This is a genomic window from Pseudomonas sp. AC247, assembly GCF_979258015.1.
The window spans coordinates 5010752-5035035 of the sequence record NZ_OZ409829.1 but is presented as its reverse complement, the minus strand read 5'-3'; the positions used below and the strand labels follow the sequence as shown (position 1 = coordinate 5035035).

24 protein-coding genes and 1 pseudogene are annotated in these 24284 nt (G+C 61.2%); 18 read left to right on the top strand and 7 right to left on the bottom strand.

Features of this window, described 5'->3' with window-relative positions; translation table 11 throughout:
- Nucleotides 1-5 precede the first annotated feature (5 nt).
- Nucleotides 6-881, top strand: coding sequence for an alpha/beta hydrolase (locus ACZZ0B_RS22920; RefSeq protein WP_463546302.1), 876 nt, complete (start codon nt 6-8; stop codon nt 879-881).
- On the opposite strand, the gene ACZZ0B_RS22915 is transcribed toward ACZZ0B_RS22920, so the two are convergent.
- Complete coding sequence (locus tag ACZZ0B_RS22915; RefSeq protein WP_463546301.1) at nt 875-2224, bottom strand: MATE family efflux transporter; 1350 nt, start codon at nt 2222-2224, stop codon at nt 875-877. The genes ACZZ0B_RS22920 and ACZZ0B_RS22915 overlap by 7 nt on opposite strands.
- A gap of 149 nt (nt 2225-2373) precedes the next feature.
- Nucleotides 2374-2667, bottom strand: coding sequence for a hypothetical protein (locus ACZZ0B_RS22910; protein WP_007914623.1), 294 nt, complete (start codon nt 2665-2667; stop codon nt 2374-2376).
- Between the two features lie 235 nt (nt 2668-2902).
- Between ACZZ0B_RS22910 and ACZZ0B_RS22905 the strand changes: the two genes are divergently transcribed.
- From ACZZ0B_RS22905 to ACZZ0B_RS22885, 5 genes are all read left to right on the top strand, one after another.
- The gene (locus tag ACZZ0B_RS22905; RefSeq protein WP_007914625.1) at nt 2903-3205 is read left to right on the top strand and encodes a MazG-like family protein; all 303 of its coding nucleotides are present in this window, start codon (nt 2903-2905) and stop codon (nt 3203-3205) included.
- Nucleotides 3205-3954: a methyltransferase gene (locus tag ACZZ0B_RS22900; RefSeq protein WP_440094979.1), complete on the top strand. Its 750-nt coding sequence runs from the start codon at nt 3205-3207 to the stop codon at nt 3952-3954. Before ACZZ0B_RS22905 ends, ACZZ0B_RS22900 begins: the two co-directional genes overlap by 1 nt.
- 12 nt (nt 3955-3966) lie before the next feature.
- Nucleotides 3967-4581, top strand: a complete 615-nt coding sequence (locus ACZZ0B_RS22895) for a DUF4136 domain-containing protein (protein WP_463546300.1) — start codon at nt 3967-3969, stop codon at nt 4579-4581.
- A 54-nt stretch (nt 4582-4635) separates the two neighbouring features.
- Nucleotides 4636-5193 (top strand): DUF4136 domain-containing protein, encoded by a 558-nt coding sequence (locus tag ACZZ0B_RS22890; protein WP_008078236.1) that lies wholly within the window; start codon nt 4636-4638, stop codon nt 5191-5193.
- Nucleotides 5194-5477: 284 nt separating this feature from the next.
- The gene (locus ACZZ0B_RS22885) at nt 5478-7466 is read left to right on the top strand and encodes a hypothetical protein (protein ID WP_463546299.1); all 1989 of its coding nucleotides are present in this window, start codon (nt 5478-5480) and stop codon (nt 7464-7466) included.
- Here the strand turns inward: ACZZ0B_RS22885 and ACZZ0B_RS22880 are convergent.
- Both ACZZ0B_RS22880 and ACZZ0B_RS22875 read right to left on the bottom strand, forming a co-directional pair.
- Nucleotides 7463-10198: a PAS domain-containing sensor histidine kinase gene (locus ACZZ0B_RS22880; RefSeq protein WP_463546298.1), complete on the bottom strand. Its 2736-nt coding sequence runs from the start codon at nt 10196-10198 to the stop codon at nt 7463-7465. The two genes, ACZZ0B_RS22885 and ACZZ0B_RS22880, sit on opposite strands and share 4 nt — an antisense overlap.
- Complete coding sequence (locus ACZZ0B_RS22875; protein ID WP_008078239.1) at nt 10195-10635, bottom strand: TadE/TadG family type IV pilus assembly protein; 441 nt, start codon at nt 10633-10635, stop codon at nt 10195-10197. Before ACZZ0B_RS22875 ends, ACZZ0B_RS22880 begins: the two co-directional genes overlap by 4 nt.
- 75 nt (nt 10636-10710) lie before the next feature.
- On the opposite strand from ACZZ0B_RS22875, the gene ACZZ0B_RS22870 reads away from it, so the two are divergent.
- Complete coding sequence (locus tag ACZZ0B_RS22870; RefSeq protein ID WP_440094984.1) at nt 10711-11181, top strand: A24 family peptidase; 471 nt, start codon at nt 10711-10713, stop codon at nt 11179-11181.
- A 125-nt stretch (nt 11182-11306) separates the two neighbouring features.
- Nucleotides 11307-12083 carry a response regulator transcription factor gene (locus tag ACZZ0B_RS22865; protein WP_463546297.1) on the top strand — a complete coding sequence of 259 codons (777 nt, stop codon included), beginning with the start codon at nt 11307-11309 and terminating at the stop codon, nt 12081-12083.
- Nucleotides 12084-12119: 36 nt separating this feature from the next.
- Here ACZZ0B_RS22865 and ACZZ0B_RS22860 read toward each other — a convergent pair whose 3' ends face one another.
- Together ACZZ0B_RS22860 and ACZZ0B_RS22855 are read right to left on the bottom strand one after the other, a co-directional pair.
- The gene (locus ACZZ0B_RS22860) at nt 12120-12527 is read right to left on the bottom strand and encodes a response regulator (protein WP_008078246.1); all 408 of its coding nucleotides are present in this window, start codon (nt 12525-12527) and stop codon (nt 12120-12122) included.
- 71 nt (nt 12528-12598) lie between these two features.
- Complete coding sequence (locus ACZZ0B_RS22855; protein WP_008078249.1) at nt 12599-12799, bottom strand: Flp family type IVb pilin; 201 nt, start codon at nt 12797-12799, stop codon at nt 12599-12601.
- A gap of 338 nt (nt 12800-13137) precedes the next feature.
- On the opposite strand from ACZZ0B_RS22855, the gene cpaB reads away from it, so the two are divergent.
- The 10 genes and pseudogenes from cpaB (at nt 13138) to ACZZ0B_RS22805 (ending at nt 22244) form a co-directional block, all read left to right on the top strand.
- Nucleotides 13138-14088, top strand: coding sequence for a Flp pilus assembly protein CpaB (gene cpaB / locus ACZZ0B_RS22850; RefSeq protein WP_463546296.1), 951 nt, complete (start codon nt 13138-13140; stop codon nt 14086-14088).
- 21 nt (nt 14089-14109) lie between these two features.
- Nucleotides 14110-15357, top strand: coding sequence for a type II and III secretion system protein family protein (locus tag ACZZ0B_RS22845; protein ID WP_008078253.1), 1248 nt, complete (start codon nt 14110-14112; stop codon nt 15355-15357).
- On the top strand, nt 15354-16544 hold the full coding sequence (locus tag ACZZ0B_RS22840) for an AAA family ATPase (RefSeq protein WP_008078255.1): 1191 nt from the start codon (nt 15354-15356) through the stop codon (nt 16542-16544). Before ACZZ0B_RS22845 ends, ACZZ0B_RS22840 begins: the two co-directional genes overlap by 4 nt.
- Nucleotides 16541-17812, top strand: a complete 1272-nt coding sequence (locus tag ACZZ0B_RS22835; RefSeq protein WP_008078257.1) for a CpaF family protein — start codon at nt 16541-16543, stop codon at nt 17810-17812. The genes ACZZ0B_RS22840 and ACZZ0B_RS22835 overlap by 4 nt, the downstream gene beginning before the upstream one ends.
- Nucleotides 17813-17822: 10 nt before the next feature.
- Entirely contained in the window at nt 17823-18707 is an 885-nt protein-coding gene (locus tag ACZZ0B_RS22830) for a type II secretion system F family protein (protein ID WP_463546295.1), read from the top strand.
- A complete protein-coding gene (locus tag ACZZ0B_RS22825) occupies nt 18704-19594 on the top strand; it encodes a type II secretion system F family protein (protein ID WP_008078262.1) in 891 nt (296 codons plus the stop codon). Before ACZZ0B_RS22830 ends, ACZZ0B_RS22825 begins: the two co-directional genes overlap by 4 nt.
- Nucleotides 19595-19604: 10 nt before the next feature.
- Nucleotides 19605-20294: a tetratricopeptide repeat protein gene (locus ACZZ0B_RS22820; protein ID WP_158829585.1), complete on the top strand. Its 690-nt coding sequence runs from the start codon at nt 19605-19607 to the stop codon at nt 20292-20294.
- An 11-nt stretch (nt 20295-20305) separates the two neighbouring features.
- Nucleotides 20306-20584: a DUF3613 domain-containing protein gene (locus ACZZ0B_RS22815; RefSeq protein WP_463546294.1), complete on the top strand. Its 279-nt coding sequence runs from the start codon at nt 20306-20308 to the stop codon at nt 20582-20584.
- Nucleotides 20585-21432: 848 nt separating this feature from the next.
- A pseudogene (locus ACZZ0B_RS22810) lies at nt 21433-21528 on the top strand (DUF6124 family protein); the annotation flags it as partial.
- Between the two features lie 350 nt (nt 21529-21878).
- Entirely contained in the window at nt 21879-22244 is a 366-nt protein-coding gene (locus ACZZ0B_RS22805; protein ID WP_463546293.1) for a DUF6124 family protein, read from the top strand.
- 310 nt (nt 22245-22554) lie between these two features.
- Here ACZZ0B_RS22805 and ACZZ0B_RS22800 read toward each other — a convergent pair whose 3' ends face one another.
- Nucleotides 22555-24225: a ShlB/FhaC/HecB family hemolysin secretion/activation protein gene (locus ACZZ0B_RS22800; RefSeq protein WP_463546292.1), complete on the bottom strand. Its 1671-nt coding sequence runs from the start codon at nt 24223-24225 to the stop codon at nt 22555-22557.
- Between the last annotated feature and the right edge of the window lie 59 nt (nt 24226-24284).

Below are 24284 nucleotides of genomic sequence, written 5' to 3'. Positions count from 1 at the left end.
CGCTTATGGCAGGTACGTTTGGGCAACGGTTCGGCGCACTGATCGGCGGGCTTATGCTCCTGGTGCTCGGCGCTTGCTCGCCGGTGAAAGTGCTCAATGCCCTGACGCCGGACGACACCTTCGACAAAACGGTGGGCATTGCCTACGGCGATGATCCACGGCAGAAGCTCGATGTCTACGTGCCGCGCCATCCGCTCAAGGGCGCGCCGGTGGTGGTGTTCTTCTATGGCGGCAGCTGGAACAGCGGCAATCGTGGGGATTACACCTTTGTCGGCGAGGCGCTGGCGTCGCGCGGGATTGTCGCGGTGCTGGCCGACTATCGGTTGTATCCACAGGTGCGTTATCCGCTGTTTCTGGAAGATGGCGCGCGCGCCGTGGCGTGGACCAAGGCGCACATCAGCGAGTATTCCGGTAACCCGCAGCGCCTGTATTTGATGGGCCACAGTTCCGGTGCCTACAACGCATCAATGCTGGCGCTGGATACGAATTTGCTCGGGGCGGTCGGGATGTCACCCAAGGACCTCAGCGGCTGGATCGGGTTGGCCGGGCCGTATGATTTTCTGCCGATCGAAAACCCCGACGTGCGTCCGGTGTTTTTCTGGCCGGGTTCTCCGCCGCAATCGCAGCCGATCAACCACGTCAGCCGGGGCGCGCCGCCGGCCTTGTTGATTGCGGCGAGCAAGGACAACCTGGTCAACCCGACGCGCAACACCGGCGGCCTCGCCAGCAAGCTGCGCGAAGCCTCGGTGCCGGTGCAGGATTTGTACTACTCGCGGCCCAGTCACATCACCCTGGTGGCCACGCTGTCACGCCCATTGCGGCGGCTGGCGCCGGTGCTTGATCAAGTGGTCGGCTTCATCGAACACACGCCGACTCAGTGAGCCGCACCGCTAAACCAGCCATCGTTGCGCTTGAGCCACCAGGCTTGCGCGCCGAGGGTGAGGCTGCGCAACACCATGAACAACAGGAAAGATATCCACAGGCCATGGTTGCCCAGGCCTTGCAGCGCCCAGGCGAACGGCAGCAGCAGAACCACCGTCATCAGCATGCCGTTGCGCATTTCGCGGGCGCGAGTGGCGCCGATGAACAAGCCATCGAGCAAATAACTCCACACCGCAATCAATGGCAGCACAGCGAGGTAGGGCAGGTAGATGAACGCGGTGTCGCGCACGCTCTGGATGTTGGTTTGCATCTCGATGAACAGATGCCCGCCGAGCAGGAACAGCGCGGCAAAACCGAGGCTGGCGATCAGTGACCAACCGCCGGCCACCACCAGCGAACGGCGCAGCGCGAGGCGATCTCGAGCGCCGATGGCGTGCCCGCACAAGGCTTCGACGGCGTGGGCGAGGCCGTCCAGCGCATGCGCAGTCAGCAGCAGGCCGTTGAGCAGCAGGGCATTGGCGGCGACGGTTGCATCGCCAAGACGCGCGCCTTGCACGGTGATCATGAAGAACACCGATTGCAGGGCGAGGCTGCGGATGAAGATGTCGCGGTTGACCGCCAGCAGCGGGCGCCAACTCTGCCAGACTTTCAGCGCGGCCCAGACGATGTGGCCCGGATACGCGCGCAACGCCTTGCGGGTCATGAACAGGCCGAGCAGGGCGCCGCTCCATTCGGCGATCACCGAGGCGCGGGCCGAACCGACCACGCCCCAGTCCAGACCGATGACGAACCACAGGTTCAGGGCGATGTTGATCAGGTTGGTGCTGAGCAGAATCGCCAGCGGCGCCCGCGCATTTTGCGTGCCGAGGAACCAGCCGACCAACGCATAACTGGCCAGCGCCGCCGGCAAACCAAACAGCCGCGTATGGAAAAAATCCCGGGTGAGCTGATCAAGCTCAGCCGACGGTTGCATGAAGTGCAGCGCCACGCCACTCAGCGGTACGCCCAGAGTGCCAAGTACCAGCGCCAGGCCCATCGCCAGCAACAGGCCCTGCAACAGAATCTGCCGCAACGCCGCGCCGTCACTACGCCCGGCCGCTTGCGCGGCAAAACCGGTGGTGCCCATGCGCAGAAAACCCATGGCCCAGGCGAGAAAGGTGTACAGGCTGGCGCCGACTGCCACCGCGCCCAATTGATGCGCGTGGGGCAAGTGGCCGATGACGGTGCTGTCGACCAGCGCCACCAGCGGCACGGAAATGTTCGAAAGAATCATCGGCGCGGCCAGCGCCCAGACCTTGCGGTGAGTCGGGCGGTCGCGCCAGTCGGCGATCAGGTTGGACATGCGGGCTCCTTGGGGGAGCGGCATTGTAGCGATTAACGCTATCCCCTGTAGGAGTGAGCCTGCTCGCGATAGCGTCGGTCCAGTCACAACAGCGTCGAATGACACACCGCTATCGCGAGCAGGCTCACTCCTACAGGAGGGCGGTGGTGTCAGTGGATGATCCAGCTCAGCAACCACAACCCCAGCAGCAACCAGATGATCCCGGCAATGATCGACGCATTCATGAACGCCCGAATCGCCGACCACAACAGCATCAACCCGACGATCAGCGCAATGATGCTGATGATCGACGTGTCCATGCCCAGGGTCTTCGCCAGCCCGTCGACAAAGTTGCCGCCGGCGTTACTCAAAATATTGAACAGCCCGCTGAGGCCATCGACGATAAAGCGGATGACCGAACCGAGTGCCTGGCCGAGCCATTCGAAAAAGCTTTCTACCTGCATGTGTTCATCCTGATGAAAGAGCTGAGCCTTGGGCCACAACGCAGGTGGCCGAGTTCCCTGCATGATAGTGGGTTTACACCGCCCTTGTAGGAGTGAGCCTGCTCGCGATAGCGGTGTGTCAGTCAACGGTGATGTTGAATGTAATGGCGTCATCGCGAGCAGGCTCACTCCTACAGGGTTTGCGCTTGCCTTCGGTCGATATCCGCTTGAAGCTATACGCCTTCAGGAGAGCCCGATGAACCTTGTTGAACTGACCGAACGCCTGCACGCCATTCGCGACCGCAATGACTGGCGGCAATTTCACAGCCCGAAAAATCTGGCCATGGCCGCCAGCGTCGAAATGTCCGAGCTGGTGGAAATCTTCCAGTGGCTGACCGAAGACCAGTCGCGCCAGTTGCCCGCTGACAAACTCGCCCACGCCGGGCAGGAAGTCGGCGATATCGTGCTGTACCTGTTGCTGCTGTGCAGCGAGTTGGGGTTGGACATGAATGAAGTGGTGCGCGCCAAGCTCGCCGACAGCGAACGGCGGTTCAGCTGATGAGCGACCGGCATTTCGATCAGTTGGCGACGCGTTTCGCCGAAAAAATCTACGGTGGCGCCAAGGGCGCGATTCGCCTCGCGGTGTTGCAGGCTGACCTCGCGGAAGCGCTGCCGGATCGTCCGTTGCGCGTGCTCGACATCGGCGGAGGCCTCGGCCACATGTCGCTGTGGCTGGCCGAGCGTGGCCACGACGTAACCTTCACCGAGCCGGCCGAGCCGATGCTCGACGGCGCGCGCCAGCGTTTCGCCGAAGCCGGGCAGACCGCAACGTTCATTCAGGCGCCGTGGCAGGAATTGCTTGGGCAACTCACCGAGCCGTATGACTTGGTGATCTGCCACGCCGTCCTCGAATGGCTCGCCGAACCCCACGCGATCCTGCCGGTGCTGCATCAATTGACCAAGCCCGGTGGCTGGTTGTCGCTGGCGTTCTACAACCGCGATGCGCTGATCTACCGCAACCTGCTCAAAGGCCATTTCAAGAAAATGCGCAAGAACGACATGGCCGGTGAAAAGCAGAGCCTGACCCCGCAGCAACCGCTCGATCCGCGCGAATTGGCAACGCAACTCGAAGGGTTGTGGCAGGTCGAAACTCAGAGCGGGATCCGGGTTTTCCACGACTACATGCCGGTGGAGTTTCAGGCCCGCGCCGAACTTGTCGATTTGCTCGAGATGGAGCTCGCTCATCGTCGTCACCCAAGCTTCGCCGGGCTTGGGCGCTACTTGCACTGGATCTGCCGGCCGATCTGATCGGAGCGCGACATGAAAGCTCAATCCGGGTTATTGCTGATCTGTCTGGGGTTGGCCGCCTGTCAGGGCAGCAACCCTTACGTGGCGCAGTCGCGGCCGTTGCCGCCGGCACCGCCGCAAGCCGCCAACACCTTTGACCGCAGCGCTTACCCGGCGCCGCCGCGTGATTACGGGCGCTACCGCAGTTGGGCCTGGCTTAATGGTCAATTGCCGCCGGGTACGGCGTGGGCGGATTCGGCGCAAGTGGCCGAGGCGGTCAGCAATGCACTGGATCAGCGTGGCCTGCGCCCTTTGCATGACAATCGTCCGGCCGACCTGTTGGTCAGCGCCCATCTGAGCCTGCAAACCCGCTTGCGTCAGGTGCAGGACGATTACGGCTACTACGGCGGCGGATACGGCGGCTATGATCGTTATGGGCGCGGCTACGGCATGTACAACAGCGTGCCGGTGGTGCGCACCTATTCCGAGCAGGTCGTGGTGGTGCAAGTCGATCTGTTCGACGCCGGAACGGGGCAACCGGTGTGGAGTGCCAGCGCGGAGACCGGCGCCAAGGGCAGTCAGATCGACCACACGGATTCGATTCGCGAGGCTGTGGAAAAGGCCATGTCGGCGTATCCTCCCAGTTAGCTTGCTGCAAATGAGAAGCTCTAGCAGGTTCATGTCTTCAACCGGAGAAAAATCATGTTCCGCCGTCTTGCTTTACTGGCCATGGCCGCACTGCTCAGTGCCTGCGCCGCCAACCAGGTCAATCATGACTTCGACGCCAGCCGCGACTTTGCCGCCTATCGCAGCTGGAGCTGGAAAGACCCCGCCCTGCAATATCGTCCCGATGATCCACGGATCAAAAGCGACCTGACCGAGCAACGCATTCGCCAGGCGGTAACAGATCAACTTGATCAGCGTGGTCTGCGCCCGGCGGCTGCGGGCGCCAAAGGTGATTTGAATGTGCAGACTTATCTGATCGTCGAGGATCGTCAGCAACAAGTGACGACCAATTACGGCGGCGGCTGGGGCGGCCCATGGAATGGCTACTGGGGCGCGCCGATGTACAACGAAACGCGCAACATCACCTACAAGGTCGCGACCATCCAGATCGACCTGCTCGACGGCAAGGACGGCAAACTGGTGTGGCGCGGCAGCGACGAGCAGATGCTCGCCAGCAAGCCCAACCCCGAGGACCGCAGCAACGCCATCCGCGAGACGGTCGCCCGCATCCTCACCAACTACCCCCCACGCTAATCTCCTGTAGGAGCTGCCGCAGGCTGCGATCTGTTGATCTTTAAAACGGCAACATCAAAAGATCGCAGCCTGCGGCAGCTCCTACCTGTTTGTTCGGGGCGCATAAGTCTTCACACAACATTTCCCCTGTAGGAGCTGCCGAAGGCTGCGATCTGTTGATTTTGAAAGGGCCGTTTCAACAGAACGCAGGGTTTTTGCTTGGAGGCTGGCGTGTTGCCAGCAGTCAGGCCCGGGCGCGTCTACACTCAGTTGCATCAATGGAGGTCACGGCAAAGGAGTGCGCCATGTCGCCTCGTTCGCATTTCAACGGCCCGGCCCGGCAACGCGGGGCGATCGGTCTGATGGCGGCGCTGACCCTCGGCCTGGCGCTGGTGTGCATGGTGCTGGTGGTCGACAGCGGTCGTCTGTACATGGAGCAACGTCGCTTGCAGCGGGTGGTCGATGTTGCCGCTCTAGAGGCGATTTCGCGCAGCGGTGATTGCCTGACAGGGCTCAGCGCCGCCGCTTTTGCCACCGCCAGCGCCGCGCGCAATGGTTTTGCCGTGGCGGCGGACACAACCCTTGCCGTGACCTGTGGCACCGTGCAAACCGGTGCCAATAACCTGCGCGCGTTCACCGTGGATGCCAGCAAAAAAGAAGCGATCAGCGTCGTCGCCACACGCGTCGTGACCACCAGCGTCGCCGCCGCGCTGTACGCGTTGTTCCAGCCAGGCAGTGTCTCGCCCACCACGCGTCTGCACGCGACGGCGGTCGGTACATCGGCCACCCTGCCGCCATTGGCGCAACTGACCATCGGCACCACCGCCCTGACTGTCGATGCCAGCAAATCAGCGGCACTGAATGCGCTGTGGGGCGGCCTTCTCGGCGGCAGCCTCAACCTCAGCGTCGCCGGTTGGCAAGGCCTGGTCGACACCAACATCAGCCTGCTCGGTTACCTCAACCAACTGGCCGTCGATCTGCACGTGGACGCCGGCAACTACACGCAGGTACTGAGTCAGAGCGTGCAGATCAAACAACTGATCGACACCGCCATCACCGTGCTGACCAAGGGCGGCACTACCACCAGCGTCGCGGTCAGTGGGCTAGTCGGATTGAAGGCCATCGTCGGCAACACCTCGGTGGTACTCGGGCAGTTGTTGCAATTGCAGACCGGCGCTACCTCGGCTGCTCTCAATGCCAATCTGCAAGTCTTCCAGTTGCTCGAAGCCGTGGTGCAACTGGCCAACAGTCAGAACGCCCTGACAGCCACTGTGCCGCTGAGCATTCCGGGGCTGGTCAACGGTTCGGTGAAAGTCAAAGTGATCCAGCCACCGCAGTTATCGGCGGTGGGCAATCCGGCGCTGGCCAAGGCCGACCCGATGGGCGCCAACCGTATCTATGTGAAAACCGCGCAGGTACGCACACTGATCTCGCTGAACCTGCCGGTGCTGTCCGGGGTGGCCGGCCTGGCCAATGCCATTGTCAGCACGCCGCTGGTGGGCGGGCTGACCGATACCCTCAACAACCTCTTGCACCTGAACATAGCCGGCACGCTGAACTCGCTGTTCTGCGCATTGGGCGGCACCTGTCAGCGCACTAATCTGCAGATCCTGCCCACCTCCAGCATCGACATCCTGCTGGAGGCCGCCGCTGCCGACAGCCATGTCACCGACTTCAACTGCGTCAGCGACGCCAGCAAAAGCCTGACCACCCAGACCAACTCCTCGCTGGTCAAACTCAAGGTCGGCAAGATCGACGCCACCAACGCCTTTTCCTCCTCGGCGGATGTCACCGTGCAGCCACTGGCGTTGATCGATGTTGGCGTCATCACCTGCACCATTCCGCTGCTCGGGCTGGGCTCGGCGACCTGCGATCAGAGCACGCGCAAACCGTTTTATGGCGGCGGCCTCGGGGTGATGGTCGACACCTCGGTGGCGAGCATGCAGAACGTCCATACCTACAATCAGCCACCGGAAATCAAGCAGCCGCCACTGAACTACAGCTTCGGTACACAAGGCGTGGTCAATAGCCTGAAAAGCACATTGAGCGGGGTTCAGGTGCAAGCGTACAAACCCACCGGTTCAAGTTTGCTGGGCGGTTTGCTCACCACCACGGCGGACGTACTGGCGAGCGTCAACAGCACGCTGGGCGTGGTCATCGACAATCTGCTCAGCCCGGTGCTCGACCCGATTCTCGATGGCTTGCTGGCCAACCTCGGCATTACCCTGAACAAGGTTGACGTCGGCGCCAACCTCAGTTGCAAGCCACCGGGGCAGCCGATGCTGGCGATCTAATCGGCCAGCGCAATTGGCAACTCGATACAGAACCGTGCACCCTCATCGCCGTTGCGCACGCTCAGGCGTCCGCCCATGTTTTCGACAATGCCGTAACTCACCGACAAGCCCAGGCCGGTGCCGACGCCGACCGGTTTGGTGGTGAAAAACGGCTCGAAAATCCGCTCCAGCAAACGCGGGTCAATGCCGCCACCGTTGTCCTCGACCCACAGCCGCACCACGTGCTCGTCGCACTCGGCGTGCAAGGCAATCCACGGCTGGAAGTCGCGGTTGGCTTCGCGCTTGCCGAGCAACGCGTCACGGGCGTTGACCATCAGGTTGATCAGCACTTGTTCCAGTTGATCGACGTAGCCGCGCACCTGAACCTGGAAACCGGCCTCTTTGATCCGCAGCTCAACGCCTTTGCCGCGCAAGCCTTCCGACAGCAGCGACAGCGTGCCTTCGATCGCGTCCAGCGGATTGAACGGATGTTGTTCGATTTCCGAGCGCCGCCCAAACACGCGCATGTGATCGACCACCCGCGCTGCGCGTTGCACTTGCGCGTCGATGCGATTGAGTTTGTCGGTCAGGTAGTCGATCTGCACATCGCCATTGCTCAGGCGCTTGAGCACATTGACGATGGCCATGCGCATCACATTCAGCGGCTGATTGATTTCGTGGGCAAGCCCCGTGGCCATTTCGCCGAGGGTGGCCATTTTTGCGCTCTGCGTCAGTTGCTGCTGCGAGCGCCGCACTTCGGTGTTGTCGCGGCCCACCGCTTGTACTTCGACCAGCGTGCCGTGCTCATCGAACACCCCGCGATCCGACCAGACCCACCACGCATGTTCACGGCCGGGCAGGCGCAGGTTGATTTCAGCCGTGCTCACGGGCAGTTCCGGGGTCAGTTGCGCCAGACGCTGGACGAAGGCTTCGCGCTGTTCATCCGACATCCAGCTGCCCAGGTTGACCCCGGGCAATTGCGCCGGCGTGCATTCCAGGTAGGTCGCCAATGGCCGGTTGCCGAAGGTCAGGGTCAAGTCCGGGCGATAACGACAAATCATCGCGGGTGAGTCTTCCACCAGAATCCGGTAACGCTCTTCGCTGGCCTTGACCTGTTCAGCGGCGAGGGTCGCGTCTGTCACGTCCAGCCACAGGCCGACGGCTTCCACCGGCAGGCCGAGGTCATCGCGCAGCAATTTGGCCTCGTCGAGCAGCCAGTGCACATTGCCCTGGCGATCGAGCACTCGATAGCGCGCACTCACCGAACCTTCGCGCAACAACTGCCGGGTGCGTTCGAAATAACGCGGACGGTCTTCGGGGTGCACATGTTCAACCAGTCGACCGTCTTCACAGTCGGCGAGACTCCAGCCTAAAAGCGCTTGCAGGCTGGCGCTGAAAAAGCTCGGTTGCAGCGCGCCTTCCGCATAGCGCTGTACATAAATCACAGCGGGGGAACTGGCGATCAGATTGTCCAGCCGCGCATGGGCGGCGGCCGCCTGTTGTTGCTGATTCTTGATGTCGCTGATGTCGAGCATGAACCCCATCAGCCGACGTTCGGCGCCGATGCCCAACGACCGTCCTTGCAGGCGATACCACAGCGGCAGCGCTTGATCGGCGGTTTGCCAGCGCACGCACAATTCCAGTGGGGTGCCTTCATCCTGCAAGGCTTGCAGGTGGCTGCGCAGTTCATCGCGGTCGGCGGGGTGGACCTGATTGAACCAGTCCTGAAGCGGTAACGGCGCCGTGGGCAAACCCAGGCTCTGCGCCAGTGTCGGAGCCAGTTGCACCTGATTGCTGGCGCTGAACACTTCCCACCAACCGGTGCCGAGCAACGCTTGCAGGGTTTCCAGGCGTTCCAGCTGTTGCTGATGACGATGCTCGCGCAGCCGTTCCAGTAACGGCGCCGCCACGGCAGCGGCGAGTAGAAGCCAGTCGTGATCGCTGAGGTCGGGCGCCTGTTGCGGCGCGTTATAGTCGGCGCACAACAGCCAGGCAGCCACGCCCTGCGCGTCGCGATAGGGCACGGCAAACCCTTCGCTCGGACCGAAAATGGCGCTCAGGCGCGGCTGTTCGCTGGCCAGAAAGCGCTGCGGTGACGCACCGTTGAGGCTGTCGAGGCCGGTGCCCAGTTGTTGCTGTTCACGCCACAGTTGCGGCGCGTTCAACCCTGCGTAGCGCTGATGAATCTGCCAGCCCAGACCTTGCTCATCGAGCAGCGCCACTGCCAGACAAGGGATGTGCAGATGCTGACTGAGGCGCTGCAATTGTTCGCCCAACACCGTTGGCAGACGCGCGAGGCTGCACAGGCGCAATTGATCGCGAACCTGCGTGGCCAGTAATTGCGCCTGCTCGCGGCTGCGTGCCTGGCGCCGTTCGCCGAGCAAGTCGCCGATGTCGAGCATCTGCAACAGCCAGCCGTCGCCCTGCGCCTGCAGCCAGCCGCGCAAGTGCAGTGGTGGGCCGGCCAGGCTGAAAAAATCCAGATCGAGCAGTTGCCCTTGCCAGTCCGCCGGTTGGCCTTCGACGGCCAGGCCGCTGTGCGGCAACAGGTAATCGAGCAGGTGCGCGGGCTGCGTACGGGTCATGCGCTGCGCAAGTAAATGCCGTATCGGCCCGCCCAAGTGATTGACCTGGCCGTCGCCGTCCAGATACAGCTGCAGGCCGACGCTGGGCAGCAGCGGACTTAGCTGGGGCTGGGTGGTGCCGGTAGGGCGATTGAGCAGGCGGCTGAACAGCTTGTCACCGGAACTCAAAATTGCAGGCTCGACGAGGCGCGCAGGGTCGCGGGCAGGCGCGGCACCGTGCCGACGCCCGGCAGCACCAGAAACGGCAAGGCCTGATTCAATTTGCTCGTGGGGTAATTGATGGTCACCGTCAGCAAACCCCCGGTGAAGGTGATGGTGCTGTCGGTGGCGGCATTGAAGTTCAGAGCGTTGGGCAGCCAGGCCAGTTGCCGGGTCAACTCGGTGCGCGCGTTCGCCGTGATGGCGGTCGAGTAATTGGCCGAGGCAGGGTCCAGCGCCACACTGCGGCGCACCGCTTCAGAGGTGGACTCGTTGAATGACTGCATCAACAACAGCGGCAGGCTGTAACTCACCAAGCCATAAAACACAGCGAAGAAGATGACGAACACCAAGGCGAACTCGATGGCGACAGCGCCTTTTTGCTTGCGGGGGAGGCCGGATTTCATGAGTGCGTCTACCCTGACAATCACTACGTAATATCAGCATAGAATCATTCGGCCAAAACGGACGGTTTTTACCGCATGCACAGCTTTGTCCTGCTGATCTGGCTGACGTTGTGCGCGGCGCAGGATGCCCGGCAGCGCCATATCGCCAATGCGCTGACCCTGGGAGTGGGCGGGTTGGCGGCCATCTATGTTCTGGTCACCGGCCACACCTGGCTGGGCGCCGACGCGGCGCAGGGCGGCTGGGCAGTCATCCTCGCGCTATTGCTGACATTGCCCGGCTATGCGCTGAAGCGTTTCGGCGCCGGCGATGTGAAATTAATGACAGCTTTGGGCCTTGCGACGGACGGTACTCATCTGCTCGGCGTGTTTATCGGCGCGGCACTCGCCAGCGTCGTCTGGCTATTGCTTGCGCCAAAACTCTGGCTGCATATGCGTCAACGGCTTAGCGATCATCTTCGATTTATGGCCCCTGAAAAGTCAAAAAAGCTGCCATTTGCGCCGTTCGTGCTCGTTGGCATGCTCCTGACTTTGCTTTGGATCCATTAGTCGTCCGGTGCCACTACTGCTATGTACATAGTCGGAAAGTGGGTCTACTTTCAAATCAACGGTTGTACAGCTTCGCGCTGTCAGTACAGGAACGGTCAGCCTTTGGCCTGGGCATGGAGTAGCAAGTGAACAAGCTTACGTCTGCTGTAAAAGTTCTGGTGGTCGATGATCAGCCGCTGATTGTCGAAGAACTCTGCGAATTCATCGAGAGCAGCGGTTACCGCTGTGTGCCGTGCGAATCGAGCCAGCAGGCGATCGAACAATTCACTCAAGACCCTGCCATCGGCCTGGTGCTGTGTGACCTGCACATGCCGGACATGGACGGCATTCAACTGGTGCAGGAGTTGCAACGCCTGGCAGGCAAGCAAAGAATCTTCGAAGCCATCATGCTCACCGGGCGTGCCGACAAGCAGGACGTGATCAAAGCGTTGCGTGCCGGCATCGCTGACTACTACCAGAAACCGGTCGACCTCAACGAACTGCTCGAAGGCCTGCGTCGTCAGGAAGCGGTGCTGCAAGAACGGCAGAAAACCCTGCAACTGGGGCATTTGAATCAGAAGCTGCAATACCTCTCCGAGTCGATCGACGACCTCTACCAGGACCTCGACAAAGTCCGCCGTGGCCCGGCGCCAACTAGCGATGAGGCGCCCGTTGAGGGCGAAGGCGTGGAGATCCCGGCGATCTTCAATCAGTTGTCGCCGCGTCAGCTCGATGTCGCGCGGTTGGTGGGCAAAGGCCAGACCAACTACCAGATCGCCTGTGAGCTGGGGATTACCGAGAACACGGTCAAACTCTACGTCTCGCAAGTGCTGCGCTTGACCCACATGCATAACCGCACTCAATTGGCCCTGGCGTTATCGCCCAGCAACTCTGGCATGCGCCAACGAGTGACAGCGCACTAACTCAATTGACCCCGGCCACCGCCGGGGTGCCAACCCTCAACCGCTATGCGCCTTGGCCTTGGGAAACAGGTTGTCCAGGGTTTCCAGCAGGCGCACGTGATAGATCGGCTTGCGAAACAGGTCCAGTACCTGCAGGCGCAACATGTCGCTGACATCTTCCATGTCGGCATGCCCGGACGTCACGATCACCGGCAGATGCTGGCGCGAGGTATGTTCACGCAGGCGCTTGATCAGCGACATGCCGCTTTCCTCCGGCATGCGCAGATCAGTGATCACCAGCGCGATATCGGGGTGGCGGGTGAGATGGTGCAGGGCCAGTTTCACCGACGTCGCGGTATGACAAGTAAAGCCTTCGCCCTCCAGCAACTCCGCCAGCTCCAGCAGTGCGTCCTCTTCATCGTCGACGAGGAGCAACTGCTGGCGAGAAGTGTGTGGAGAGTTCATAGGCAACACCTGCAATGGACTGAGTGCTGACGTTAGAACCCAATGGCCGCATTGACAAGTTATCGGTCCGATCAGGTGAGTGCAGTCTGGATCCGGGTCAGGATCGCGGTGACCTGAGTGCCGATGCCGTTGCCGAAGGCTGCGATCACCAGCGCCACGAGGCCGACCACCAGCGCGTATTCGATGGCGGATGCGCCCTCGGTGTCTTTGGCCAGGCCTTTGAAGAAGGCAACTTGCGATTTGATTTTTTGCGCAATGTGGGAATACGACATGAGGACTCTCCTTGAGCACGCCAGGTGTTGCGCGTTCGCAACATGATTTCCCTGTGCCAGCATCAGCATTGTCGGCATTCCCCGGCCCTACAACTGTAAGAACGAATTAACCAGAAAGTATTAGTTGGCGTAATTACATTAAAAAACCATGTTTGGCGCTTTAGCCTCCTACTTTCGTTGGATATTTCATCGCTGTTAATGGCGTTTTGTTCGCGCTGGACTACCGTCAAATAGCGAAATAGTTACTTGTTCATAGCTGCCTGATTGCGAATTTATCTCGTTGGAAGTTACGGGTCATTGCAAAAGACAGAACGCGCAGCGGGAAAGGGAGAGCCGTCATGAACAGTCGCGTCACTCTGGGCCTGGCCGGATTATTTCTGCTGGGCGCGATCATCGCCGGATATTGGGGGCTGACGTTGAGCCGCCAACCGGCCGTCGAACCTGTTGCCGCACCGGTTGCGGAGACGTCAGTGGTACCCGCCGCCGCACCGGCGCCCCCTGTTGAAGATCCGACACGCCAACCGGTGGTGGTGTTGCTGCGCGACATCGCGCCCTTCGTGAAAATAACCGCGGCGGACGTTGCTGTGGAAAAACTGCGCACCGCTCCTGCCGGCAGCCTCGCCACTGTCGATCAAGTCATCGGCCGTACGCCATGGCGGCCGTTGAGCGCCGGCAGTTGGCTGAGTGAAGAAAGCTTCGAACCGGGCAGCCAACTGGCGCGAATGATTCGCCCCGGTGAGCGTGCACTGGCGGTGGCCGTGGATGAAGTGATCAATGCCGGCGGGCAACTGGCGCCGGGCGATTACGTCGATGTGCTGCTGTTTTTGCGCAAGGACGAAAACAATCCACAGCCGTCAGCGCAGTTGGTGGTGCCGGCGGTGCGCGTGCTTGGCGTTGGCAGCCAGATGGGCCTGACCAATGACGGTCAGCCCACCAGCCCTGCGCGCAGCGACGATGAACGACTCAAGCAGGAACAACAACGAATGGCTGCGCGCAGCGTGATTCTGGCGGTGCCGGAACCGTTGCTCAGCCGCTTGATGCTGGCGTCCGGCAGCGGCGTTTTGCGCCTGGCGGTGCGCAGCGCCGATGAACAGCAACTGGCGAAATACTGGGCCGGTGAAAACGATGTCGCCAGACAGCTCGATACGCCAAGACGCGAGTTGATCGAGTTCAGCCAACTGTCACTCTCGCCGCCGCCCCGACCACTCGCCGTGGCGGGTCAGCCGACGGCGCGCAAACCGACCGTGGAAGTCATCCGCGGTGCCGAAAACGCTCAACCCACTCCCTGATTCGAGCAAGGACGCCTTTACATGCGCATACGCTTCACGCCCCTGTTCAACGGCTTGCTCCGGGCCTCGCTGCTGAGCGTTGCTTCGATCGGCAGCGCCGTCGCCGCTGCCAGCAATTGCGCCGCGCTCGGCCCTTTGCCGGCGGCTCTGGAAGTCGGTGAAGGTCTGCAACAGGCATTGCAATCACCCGTGGCGATCACCCGCGTGGCAGTGGGCGATCCGAAAATTGCCGACGTGCGCGTGACCGGCGATCAAGGCGTGTTGCTCACCGGCGTTGGGCCCGGCGCGACCACGCTGATGATCTGGACGGCCTGTGCCAGCGCGCCGCGTCAGAGCATGGTGTTTGTGCAGGGCAAGGCCAGTGCGGCAATGACGGTCTCGTTGCCGGCGACTGATGACCCGACTCTGCCTTCGCAAGTGCAGACTGATATTCGCTTTGTCGAAGTCAGCCGCACCAAACTCAAAGAGGCCGGCACCTCGATTTACGGCAAGGGCTCGAACAACTTTCTGTTCGGCGCACCGGGCACGGTGCCAGGCAGCGGTGTCAGGCCCGGTTTGGTGCCGAGCGTAGCGCCGAGCATTCCGCTGGCCAACGATGTGTTCAACATTGTCTGGGGCGGTGGCAGCAGCAAATTCCTCGGCATCGTCAATGCGCTGGAAGGCAGTGGTTTCGCCTACACCCTGGCGCGGCCGAGCCTGGTGGCGTTGAGCGGGCAGAGCGCGAGCTTCCTCGCCGGTGGCGAAATTCCGATTCCGGTACCGAGCGCCAACAGCAACAGCTACTCCATCGAGTACAAGGAATTCGGCATTCGCCTGACCCTGACGCCGACCGTCGTTGGCCGCGACCGCATCGCCCTCAAGGTCGCGCCGGAAGTCAGCGAGCTGGACTACAACAATGGCGTGACCATCGGCGGCACCACCGTGCCGGCGTTCACCATCCGCCGCACCGACACCAGCATCTCGCTGGCCGATGGCGAAAGCTTTGTGATCAGCGGTTTGATCAGCACGCAAAACGCTTCGCAGGTGAACAAGTTCCCAGGGCTTGGCGACATCCCGGTGCTCGGCGCGTTTTTCCGCAATTCGTCGATCAATCGCGAAGAGCGCGAACTGCTGATGATCGTCACCCCGCACCTGGTCCAGCCATTGGCAGTCAACGCGCCGTTGCCTTCGCTGCCGGGCGAAAAACTGCGCAACTACGACCCGAACTGGTATCGCCTGTACTTCCTCGAAAACGGCAACTTCGATAAACGCAGCGGGTTATCGCAATGAGCCAGAGCCTCAGTCAGACCTTTCTCGCCATCACCCGCAACGACACCGATCTGGAGTGGTTGCAGGGCGCGTTGGCGCCGCTTGGCCAAGTGGTCAGCGCCGGTGGCGGCAGCCTTGACGAGTTGCTCGCACTGGTCGACGTGACCTTCGCCAGCCTGGTGTTCGTCGGGCTGGATCGCGATCATCTGGTGGCGCAGAGCGCGTTGATCGAAGGCGTACTTGAAGCCAAACCGATGCTCGCCATCGTCGCCCTTGGCGACGGCATGGACAATCAGTTGGTGCTCAACGCGATGCGTGCCGGTGCGCGGGATTTCGTCGCTTACGGCTCGCGCTCCAGTGAAGTCGCCGGGCTGGTACGGCGCTTGAGCAAACGTCTGCCAGCCGTCACGCCGAATACCCAACTCGGTGGTCTGACCGTGCTTTATGGCGTGCAAAGCAACGCTGACGGCGCACTGTTGGCCAACCACATGGCGCTGGTGGTGCAGAAGAGCGGACAGCAGACGTTGCTGCTCGATCTGGGCTTGCCGCGCGGCGACAGCCTGGCCCTGCTCGGGCTGGAAAGCTCGTTTCATTTCGGCGACGCGCTGCGCCACTTGCGCCGGCTCGATGCAACGCTGATCGACAGCGCCTTCACCAGCGCCGAGGCAGGCTTGCGCATCCTTGCTTACGCCGGTTCCGACGAGCCGCTGGAGCGCACCAGCGCCGCCGAGTTGTACATGTTGCTCAGCGCCTTGCGCCAACATTTCCAGCACATTGTCGTCAACCTCACCGGCCAGCCCGACAGCGAAGCGCTGCGCACGTTTGTCAGCCATTGCGACAAGCTGCTGTGGTACACCGATCAGAACGTCCTCGACTGTCGGCGCAATCTCGCGGTGCTCAATCTGTGGCGCGAGAAAGGCATGAAACTCGACCATGGCCGGCTGCTGATCGACCGCTATTTGCGCAACGTTGCGCCGGATTCCGAGACCCTCGGCAAGACCTTCGGCCTGGAAGTGATTGCCGTGCTGGCCTACAGTCCGGAAGTCCGTCTCAACGCGAAAAACCAGGGCGTAACCCTGTTCGAACTGGCCCCGCGCGAAGCCATCAGCCAAAGCCTGCGCACCCTCGGCGAACGTCTGGCAAAACGCTCTGAGGGCTTGGCCAAACCCAAGGCCAACTGGTTCAACCGCCTGCGAGGCACTTCATGAACGGCGAGCAACTGTTCGGCGGCCCGCAGCGCTCTGCGAGCGGCAACACCGACCACGATGGCCTGAAACTGGTGCTGCACCGCTACATCATCGACGCCATCGAAGAGTCGGGGAAAAACCTGCTGGAAGGCTCGCGGCAGGTGCTCTCGCAGTTCGTCATCGACAAAGTCGCCGAATACATCGCGCGCCTGCACCTGGCGATTTCCCGTTATGAAATGGAGCGTCTGGCTGAAGAAATCGTCGACGAGCTGACCGGTTTCGGCCCGCTCGAAGTGCTGCTGCGCGACAGCGCCGTGACCGAGATTCTGGTCAACGGCCCGCACCGGGTGTTCATCGAACGTGACGGCGTATTGCACTTGAGCGACCTGCGCTTTATCGATGCGCACCATGTCGAGCGGGTCATGCAGCGCATTCTTGCGCCACTCGGGCGACGTCTCGACGAATCGTCGCCGATGGTCGATGCGCGCCTGCCGGATGGCAGCCGGGTCAATGCGATCATCCCGCCGATTGCCCTCGACGGGCCTTGCCTGTCGATTCGCAAGTTTCGCAAGGACATGCTCAAAAGCACCGATCTGATGGCGATGCAAACCATCGATCAGGCGATCTACGATTTCATCGAAGAGGCGGTGGGCAAGCGCTGCAACATCCTTATCAGCGGCGGTACCGGCACCGGCAAGACCACGCTGCTGAACATTCTCAGCCAATTGATCAATCCGCACGAGCGTCTGGTAACCATCGAAGACGTCGCCGAATTGCAGCTCGGCCACCCACATGTCGTGCGCCTGGAAACCCGTCCGCCGAATGCCGAAGGTCACGGCGAAGTGAAGGCCAGCGATCTGATCCGCAACGCCCTGCGCATGCGCCCCGACCGGATCATCCTCGGCGAGATTCGCGGCGTCGAAGTGGTCGATGTGCTGACCGCCATGAACACCGGCCACGACGGTTCGATGAGTACCGTCCACGCCAACAACGCGCAAGACGCCTTGCTGCGTCTGGAAACCCTGGTCGGCCTGACCGGCCGCACCATCGCCGAACGCACTTTGCGGCAGATGATCTGTGCTGCCCTTGATGTGGTGATTCAACTGACGCGCATGCCTGATGGGCGGCGCTGCGTCAGCGAAGTGGTCGAGGTGGTCGGCGTGCGTGACGACGTCTATGTGACCAATACGCTGTTCCGCCTCGACCGGCGCACCGGCTTCGGTTTCCTGCGCGAAGCGGTCAACCCGGCGGGCGACAAGCTGCGTCGCGAATCTACGCTTGCGCACTGAGGGCCACGGCATGCTCAAACCGTTGCTGCTGTACCTGCTCAGTCTGGCTTTGCTCGGGCAATCCATGCGTTTGTTCTATAAAGCATGGCGTATGAGCGGCGTCACTCGGGTGATGGAACGATTGAATGAGGGACAGCCGCAGGACCCCTTGCCGAGACCCGGTTGGGCGGGGCTCGAACGGGCATTCTTGCGCGCAGGCCTGGGACGTCCGACCGAGCGTCTTGGTGCATGGATTTTGCTCTGGATGTTCGCCGTCGTGCTCAGTCTGGCGCTCGCCGGATGGATTGGCGTACTGGTGATGCTGGTGCTGCCGCCAGTGGCCGTGCGGTTGTACGTCAACTGGCGTTACCAACGGCGCTTGCGGCGGATGATCGAACAACTGCCGCAATTGCTCGACTACACCGTGCGCAGTCTGAAGTCCGGACGGACCTTGGCCGACGCGGTGCTGGGCGGCATCGAGACCAGCGAAGATCCGCTGAAAAACGCCATGGGCCGGGTGCAGCGCAATGTGCAGTTGGGCGTGAGCCTGCCGGATGCGGTGTCGGACTTGGCGGAGCTGTACGAGCGTGATGAATTCCGTTTGTTCGCCCTCGGCCTCAAGGTCAATCACCGTTACGGCGGCAACGCCAGCGAGCTGCTGGAAAACCTCATCAAGATGATCCGCGAGCGCGATCAGGCTTCGCGCCAGTTGCGTGCCATGACCGGTGAAACCCGCCTCACCGCGTGGGTACTCGGCTTGCTGCCGATTGTCATGGCCGGTTATTTCCTGATGGCCAATCCGATTTATCTGGTCGCCATGTGGCATGACCCGTCCGGGCAGCGAATGCTGGCCACGGCGTTCGGCATGCAGGTGATCGGCAGTCTGTTGCTCTGGCGGATGTTGCGCAGCCTATGACCACACCCTTGATGATCAGCGCGTTGTTTCTTCTCGGCGCCGCCGCGTTACTCCTCACCAGCCTGCTGGAACAGCGCCGGCGTGCGCGGCAGATCAGTCGTCGGCTGGAGGGTGATCTGCTTCGCGAAAACCGTTTCGGCAACCTGCTGCAAGTGCTTGGCGACAGCAAGGTCGGTCAACGCAGCGTCAAACTCGATAACGAAACCCAGTCGCTGCTCAATCGGCTCGGCTGGCGCAGTGCGCGTCAGCGTTCGTTGTTCGCGGCCTGCCAGATTGGCTCGCCGCTGTTGCTGCTGGCGCTGACGGTGTTGCTGCAATCGGTGTTTTTCCCGGCGGTGGAAAAACAGTGGATCGCGCCGTTGTTTGCGCTTGGTGTTGGCTATCTGTTGCCCAAGCGTTTGCTGGTGATTGCCGTGGCGCGTCGGCAAAAACAACTGGCCAGCGAGATCGGCACGTTCATTCCGCTGCTGCGCATCCTCTTCGAATCCGGCATGGCCGTGGAGCAGGCGTTGCGCGTTCTCAGCCATGAAGGTCAGGCCTTGTTGCCGGTGCTGACGTATGAATTGCGCCTGGTGCTGAGCCGTGTCGACTCCGGCCTGGAGTTGGGTGAAGAGCTGAACAAAGCCACGCAGTTGCTGGCGGTGGATGAGTTCACCGACACCTGCGTGATTCTCCAGCAGTTGCTGTATCAGGGCGGCGGGGCGATGAAGTCGCTGCTGGCGCTCAAGCAACTGCTTGATGACCGGCGCCTGACGCGTCTGCAGGAATACATCTCCAAAATGTCCGCAAAAATGTCCGTCGTGATGATGCTGTTTCTCTTCCCGGCGTTATTGATTGTTCTGGCCGGCCCGGGCTTCACCGCCCTGGCGAAAGCGCTGGGAGCCTAGAGGGATCGTGATGAAAGCAATGATTGCAGGTGCGTGTTTTTTGCTGCTCGGCGGTTGTGCCAACACCGGACAAACGCCGTGGGATGCGCTGACCAATTCGGCCAGTTGTGGCAAGTTGAGTTCCGATCAGCAACTGTCGCTGAACCTCGCCGATGACATGGCCAACGATGGCAAGCTGCACGCCAGCCTTGCGAATCTGCAAAGCCTGCCGGACAACATCGCCGACGTGCGTCTGCGCAAGGCCAAGGTCTATCGTTTGCTCGGGCGCAGCGAGGCTGAGCCTTTGTATCGCAGCCTGCTCGGTTCGTGTCTGGCGGCCGAAGCCGAGCACGGTCTGGGGCAACTCGCTGCGGCCAAATCCGATTACGGTCAGGCGCAGGCGCATTTGCAACGCGCCGCGCGGCTGGCACCTACCGACGAGAAAATTCGCAATGACCTTGGCGTGGTTTACCTCAATCAACTGCGTATCGAAGATGCGCGTTTCGAGTTTTTGACCGCCATGGAGCTCAAGCAGAGCGATCAGTTGGCGGCGCTGAATCTGGTGACGTTGCTGCTGTATCAGGATGACTGGAACCGTGCTGCCGAACTGGTCAGCCGGCTTGGTTTGAGTCCTGCGCAATTTAGCGAAGCGCAAGGTCGCGCGGAAAAGCTCAAGCTGCCGAACCGATCCACTGTCGCCGTCACGGCGATGCTCAAGTAAGGAGCGCGATGATGAAAGCCATCCTTGTCTGTCTGGGCCTGCTGACCTTGCCGCTGACCAGTCACGCCATCGACGCCGGCCCCGCCTCGGCCCAGCAACAGGAAACCGAGGGCTGGTTGCAATTGCAGGCGCGCAATAAGGTTGCCTCGCCGAAACCGCAAACGGTGACTTCGACCGAGCGCGAGTTGGCCATGCAGCGGTGGTTGAAAAGTTATCAACATGAGATTCCGCAGTTTTTCGATCAGGAGCAGGGGGGTAAGGTCGACAGCGGTTCCGGCAGCGGCGGTTGACCTATGTAGGAGCTGCCGAAGGCTGCGATCTTTGCTCTTTTTGGAGGGGAACCGAGTACATATCCGTTGCTGCGGTAACGGCCGCTCTGGGTTCCGCCCTTACGGCGGGTCACCTTTTCCAAACGCCGAAAAGGTAACCCAAAAGGCTTGCTCCTACGTACGGCCCGCTCGCTAAAGCTCGGGGTTCCTTCGCTCCGGGATCGATCCGGGGAGCATCGCCTACGGTTTGCTTCGCTGCACCTCCTCTCGATGTGTTTGGCTGCGCCAAACGGTCGCTGCGCTCCCACCCCCGAATCAATCCCTCCACTCAGCCTTCCGACGTCGCCCGTGGATCAAGATCAAGATCAAGAGCAGCAGCCGAGCTAACGCTCATCCTGTTGAGTGGTGAAAAGCAAAAGCGATGCGCGTTCTGCCCTCGCTTTTTGTAGGAGCTGAGCTTGCTCGCGAAGGCGGCCTACCGCCCAACCCATTGCTTGCAGCCAGCATGCAATCCCTGTGGGAGCTGGCTTGCCAGCGATGGCGGCCTGACGGACGACCATTTTCTGCCTGGATGAACCCAGTCCAACTGTAGGAGTGAGCCTGCTCGCGATGGCGCCTACCGGCCAACCGATTGCTTGCAGCCAGCATGCAATCCCTGTGGGAGATCAAGATCAAGAGCAGCAGCCGAGCTAACGCTCATCCTGTTGAGTGGTGAAAAGCAAAAGCGATGCGCGTTCTGCTCTCGCTTTTTGTAGGAGCTGAGTTTGCTCGCGAAGGCGGCCTACCGCCCAACCCATTCCTTGCAGCCAGCATGCAATCCCTGTGGGAGCTGGCTTGCCAGCGATGGCGGCCTGACACCCAACCAATCTCCACTGATGTACACGGCGCTGGCGATTCAGCAAATCGTCATGCTGGCCGAACTGGCGGTGAGCCGAGCACTCGACCGGGTTGACCCACAATCCTGAACCACCCCTGTAGGAGCTGCCGCAGGCTGCGATCTTTTGATCTGGCTTTTTAAAAAACAACGTCAAAAGATCGCAGCCTGCGGCAGCTCCTACATTGGTCGCGGTCATTGTGGGAGCCGGGCTCGCCCGCAAAGGTCCCGCCGGCCACCGAATCATGTGGGTGTTTAAAGTTATTCCAAAATTGACGAACCTTCCCACAAGCTTTTCAGGTTGTCCGTCAGACGTGCGCTCTCTAGTCTTGGGTCGTCGCTGCCATTGCAGCGGCCAAGTGTGGAAACCTGAAATTCAAGTAGGCGAAAGCCTGGCGTTCATTAGGACGTGAAGGCTCCAATAAAACTCTGGAGCTGAGCATGCATAACGATAACTCCGATTCAAAACTCGACACTGCTGCTATGCCACGCGAAGACGCCATCCGCACCGACGATCAAGTCAAAAACCGCGAAGCCATAAAACGCGCCCTCGACTTCTACCTGTGCCCCACCCCTTCAAAACCTTACCAGCCGAGCACGATGTTCCTCGTGCAGCCAAACATCGACACCGAAAGCCTGCTCGCCCACGCCTGTGAATCGCTGGCGTCGGCCAACGTCATGGCCAGTGATTTTGCCGACCAGCTCAGCCGCCCGCAGCGCAACACGGCGCTGGCGATCCAGCAAATCGTCATGCTCGCCGAACTGGCAGTGAGCCGGGCACTCGATCGGATTGACCCGCAATCCTGAACCACCCCTGTAGGAGCTGCCGCAGGCTGCGATCTGTTGATCTGGCTTTTTAAAAAACAACGTCAAAAGATCGCAGCCTGCGGCAGCTCCTACATTGGTCGCGGTCTTTGGGGGCTCCGGGCTCGCCCACGCTTGTGAGTCCTTGGCCAGTGATTTTGCCGACCAGCTCAGCCGCCCGCTCGATCAGGTTGACCCACAATCCTGAACCACCCCTGTAGGAGCTGCCGCAGGCTGCGATCTTTTGATCTGGCTTTGTAAAAAAACAACATCAAAAGATCGCAGCCTTCGGCAGCTCCTACAGGGGAGGGTTTTAGAGTTGGTAGCTGAAGCTGATGCTGTAACGCGGCCGGCGGTTGAAGGTGTCGAGCGCTTCGTCGGACATGGCTTTCGCCGCTTCCAGGGCGATGTTGTAGTACTTGGCATCGCCAAAGCGCAGGCCGATCGCTGCCGATGACAGGCTGTTGGCTTGTACCGGCAGTTCATTGAACCAGCTGCGCGAGCGGTCCAGCACAACATACGGCTGCAGAATCCTCACCCAGTTACCGTCGCGGTTGAAGCTGTAGTTGACCTCATACGCCACGCCCCAACCCTTGTCGCCGGACGCCTGATCATCCGGGTAACCGCGACCGAAATTCTGCCCGCCGAATACTGCGCGCTCGCTGTCGGGCAAGCTGTCGTCGCTCCAGTACAGCGCCGCCGACAACACGCCCTGCCAGTTGTCGAAGAACTTGTCGCTCTGCACCCCGGACAGGCGCACGCGGAAGAAGTCCAGATCGATGGCGCTGTTGTTGGTTTTTGCGCCCATGCTGTCCAGGCCCTGATACACGCCGCCACTCAAAATCCGCAGTTGCCGGGCGTCGGCTTTGCGCCAGTCGCTTTCGAAGGCGAGGGCGCGGATGTCGGTGCGCTCTTCGACGCTCAGCGGGTAGCCGATGACGTTGTAGCGGGTCTTGTCGTTGACCGCATACAGCCGCGAACCGGCGGTGAGCAGTTCGTTGGAGGCGGCAATCAATGGCAGGGTGAAGCCGATCGAATAGCGGTCGTTCTCGCGATGTGGTTTGAGCTCCAGGCCATTGTTGAGCAGCACGTTGGTGCCGGGGTCGGCGCGATAACGTGAAGCCGACAACGCCAGTTGCGCGCCTTCGTCGTTGAGGAACTGGTTGTAGTCCAGACGGTAGTAATGTTCTTTGTCGTCGCCCGGCGGAAACAGTCCGCTGAGGGACAACTGCTCGCCCATCGACGTCTGCGAATTGCTGCTGACACCCAGCAGCGCCTGCGTGCCGTTGCGGTTGTCTTCGGTGGTGCTCAGGGTACTGGTGAACGGCTTGCGGCTGGCTTCGGCCACCAGGGTCGTCGCGCCGTCGGTGGTGCCCGGTGGTGGCACTTGGGCCTGAACGGTCACCCCGGGGATGCGCGTCATCAGCGTGGTGTAGCGCTCGAACGTCTTGCGCGTCAGCGGCCGCTCGGCCTGCATTTTCGCCGCCAGTTTGTCGAGCAGGCCTTTGACCCGGCCGATGTCACCCTGGATCTGGATATCGCGGACATAGCCTTCCACCAGCACCACGCGAGCTACGCCGTCATCAAAATTCTGCTGTGGCAGAAATGCGTAGGAGAGCAGGTAGCCGTCCTGCTGATAACGCCGGGTGATGTTGCGCGTGGCTTCGATCAGGTCGGCGAGGCTGGTTTCGTGGCCAATCAGCGGTTTGTAATTGTCGGCCAGTTCGTTCAGTGGGTAGATCGTGCCGCCTTCGATTTGCACGGTCTTGAGGCTGATTTTGGTGCTCATCATCAACGGCTGCGCCGCAGTCGCACCGGCATCCGGTACTTGCACCGGGGCGGCGCTGGGGCGATAGGCGTCGGCCGGCAAGTTGGGCACGGGCAGGTTGCGGATGGTTTCGTTGCTGTTGAGGAAGCTGGGCAGGGTGTCGGCGAGGGCAGCGGAACTGAGGCTGAGGAACAGCAGGGACGCCATAACGCGCATAGGACACTCCATGGTCAGGTCGCAGCTCGGGGCTGTTTTTTCCTAAGAAAAAAGCGGAA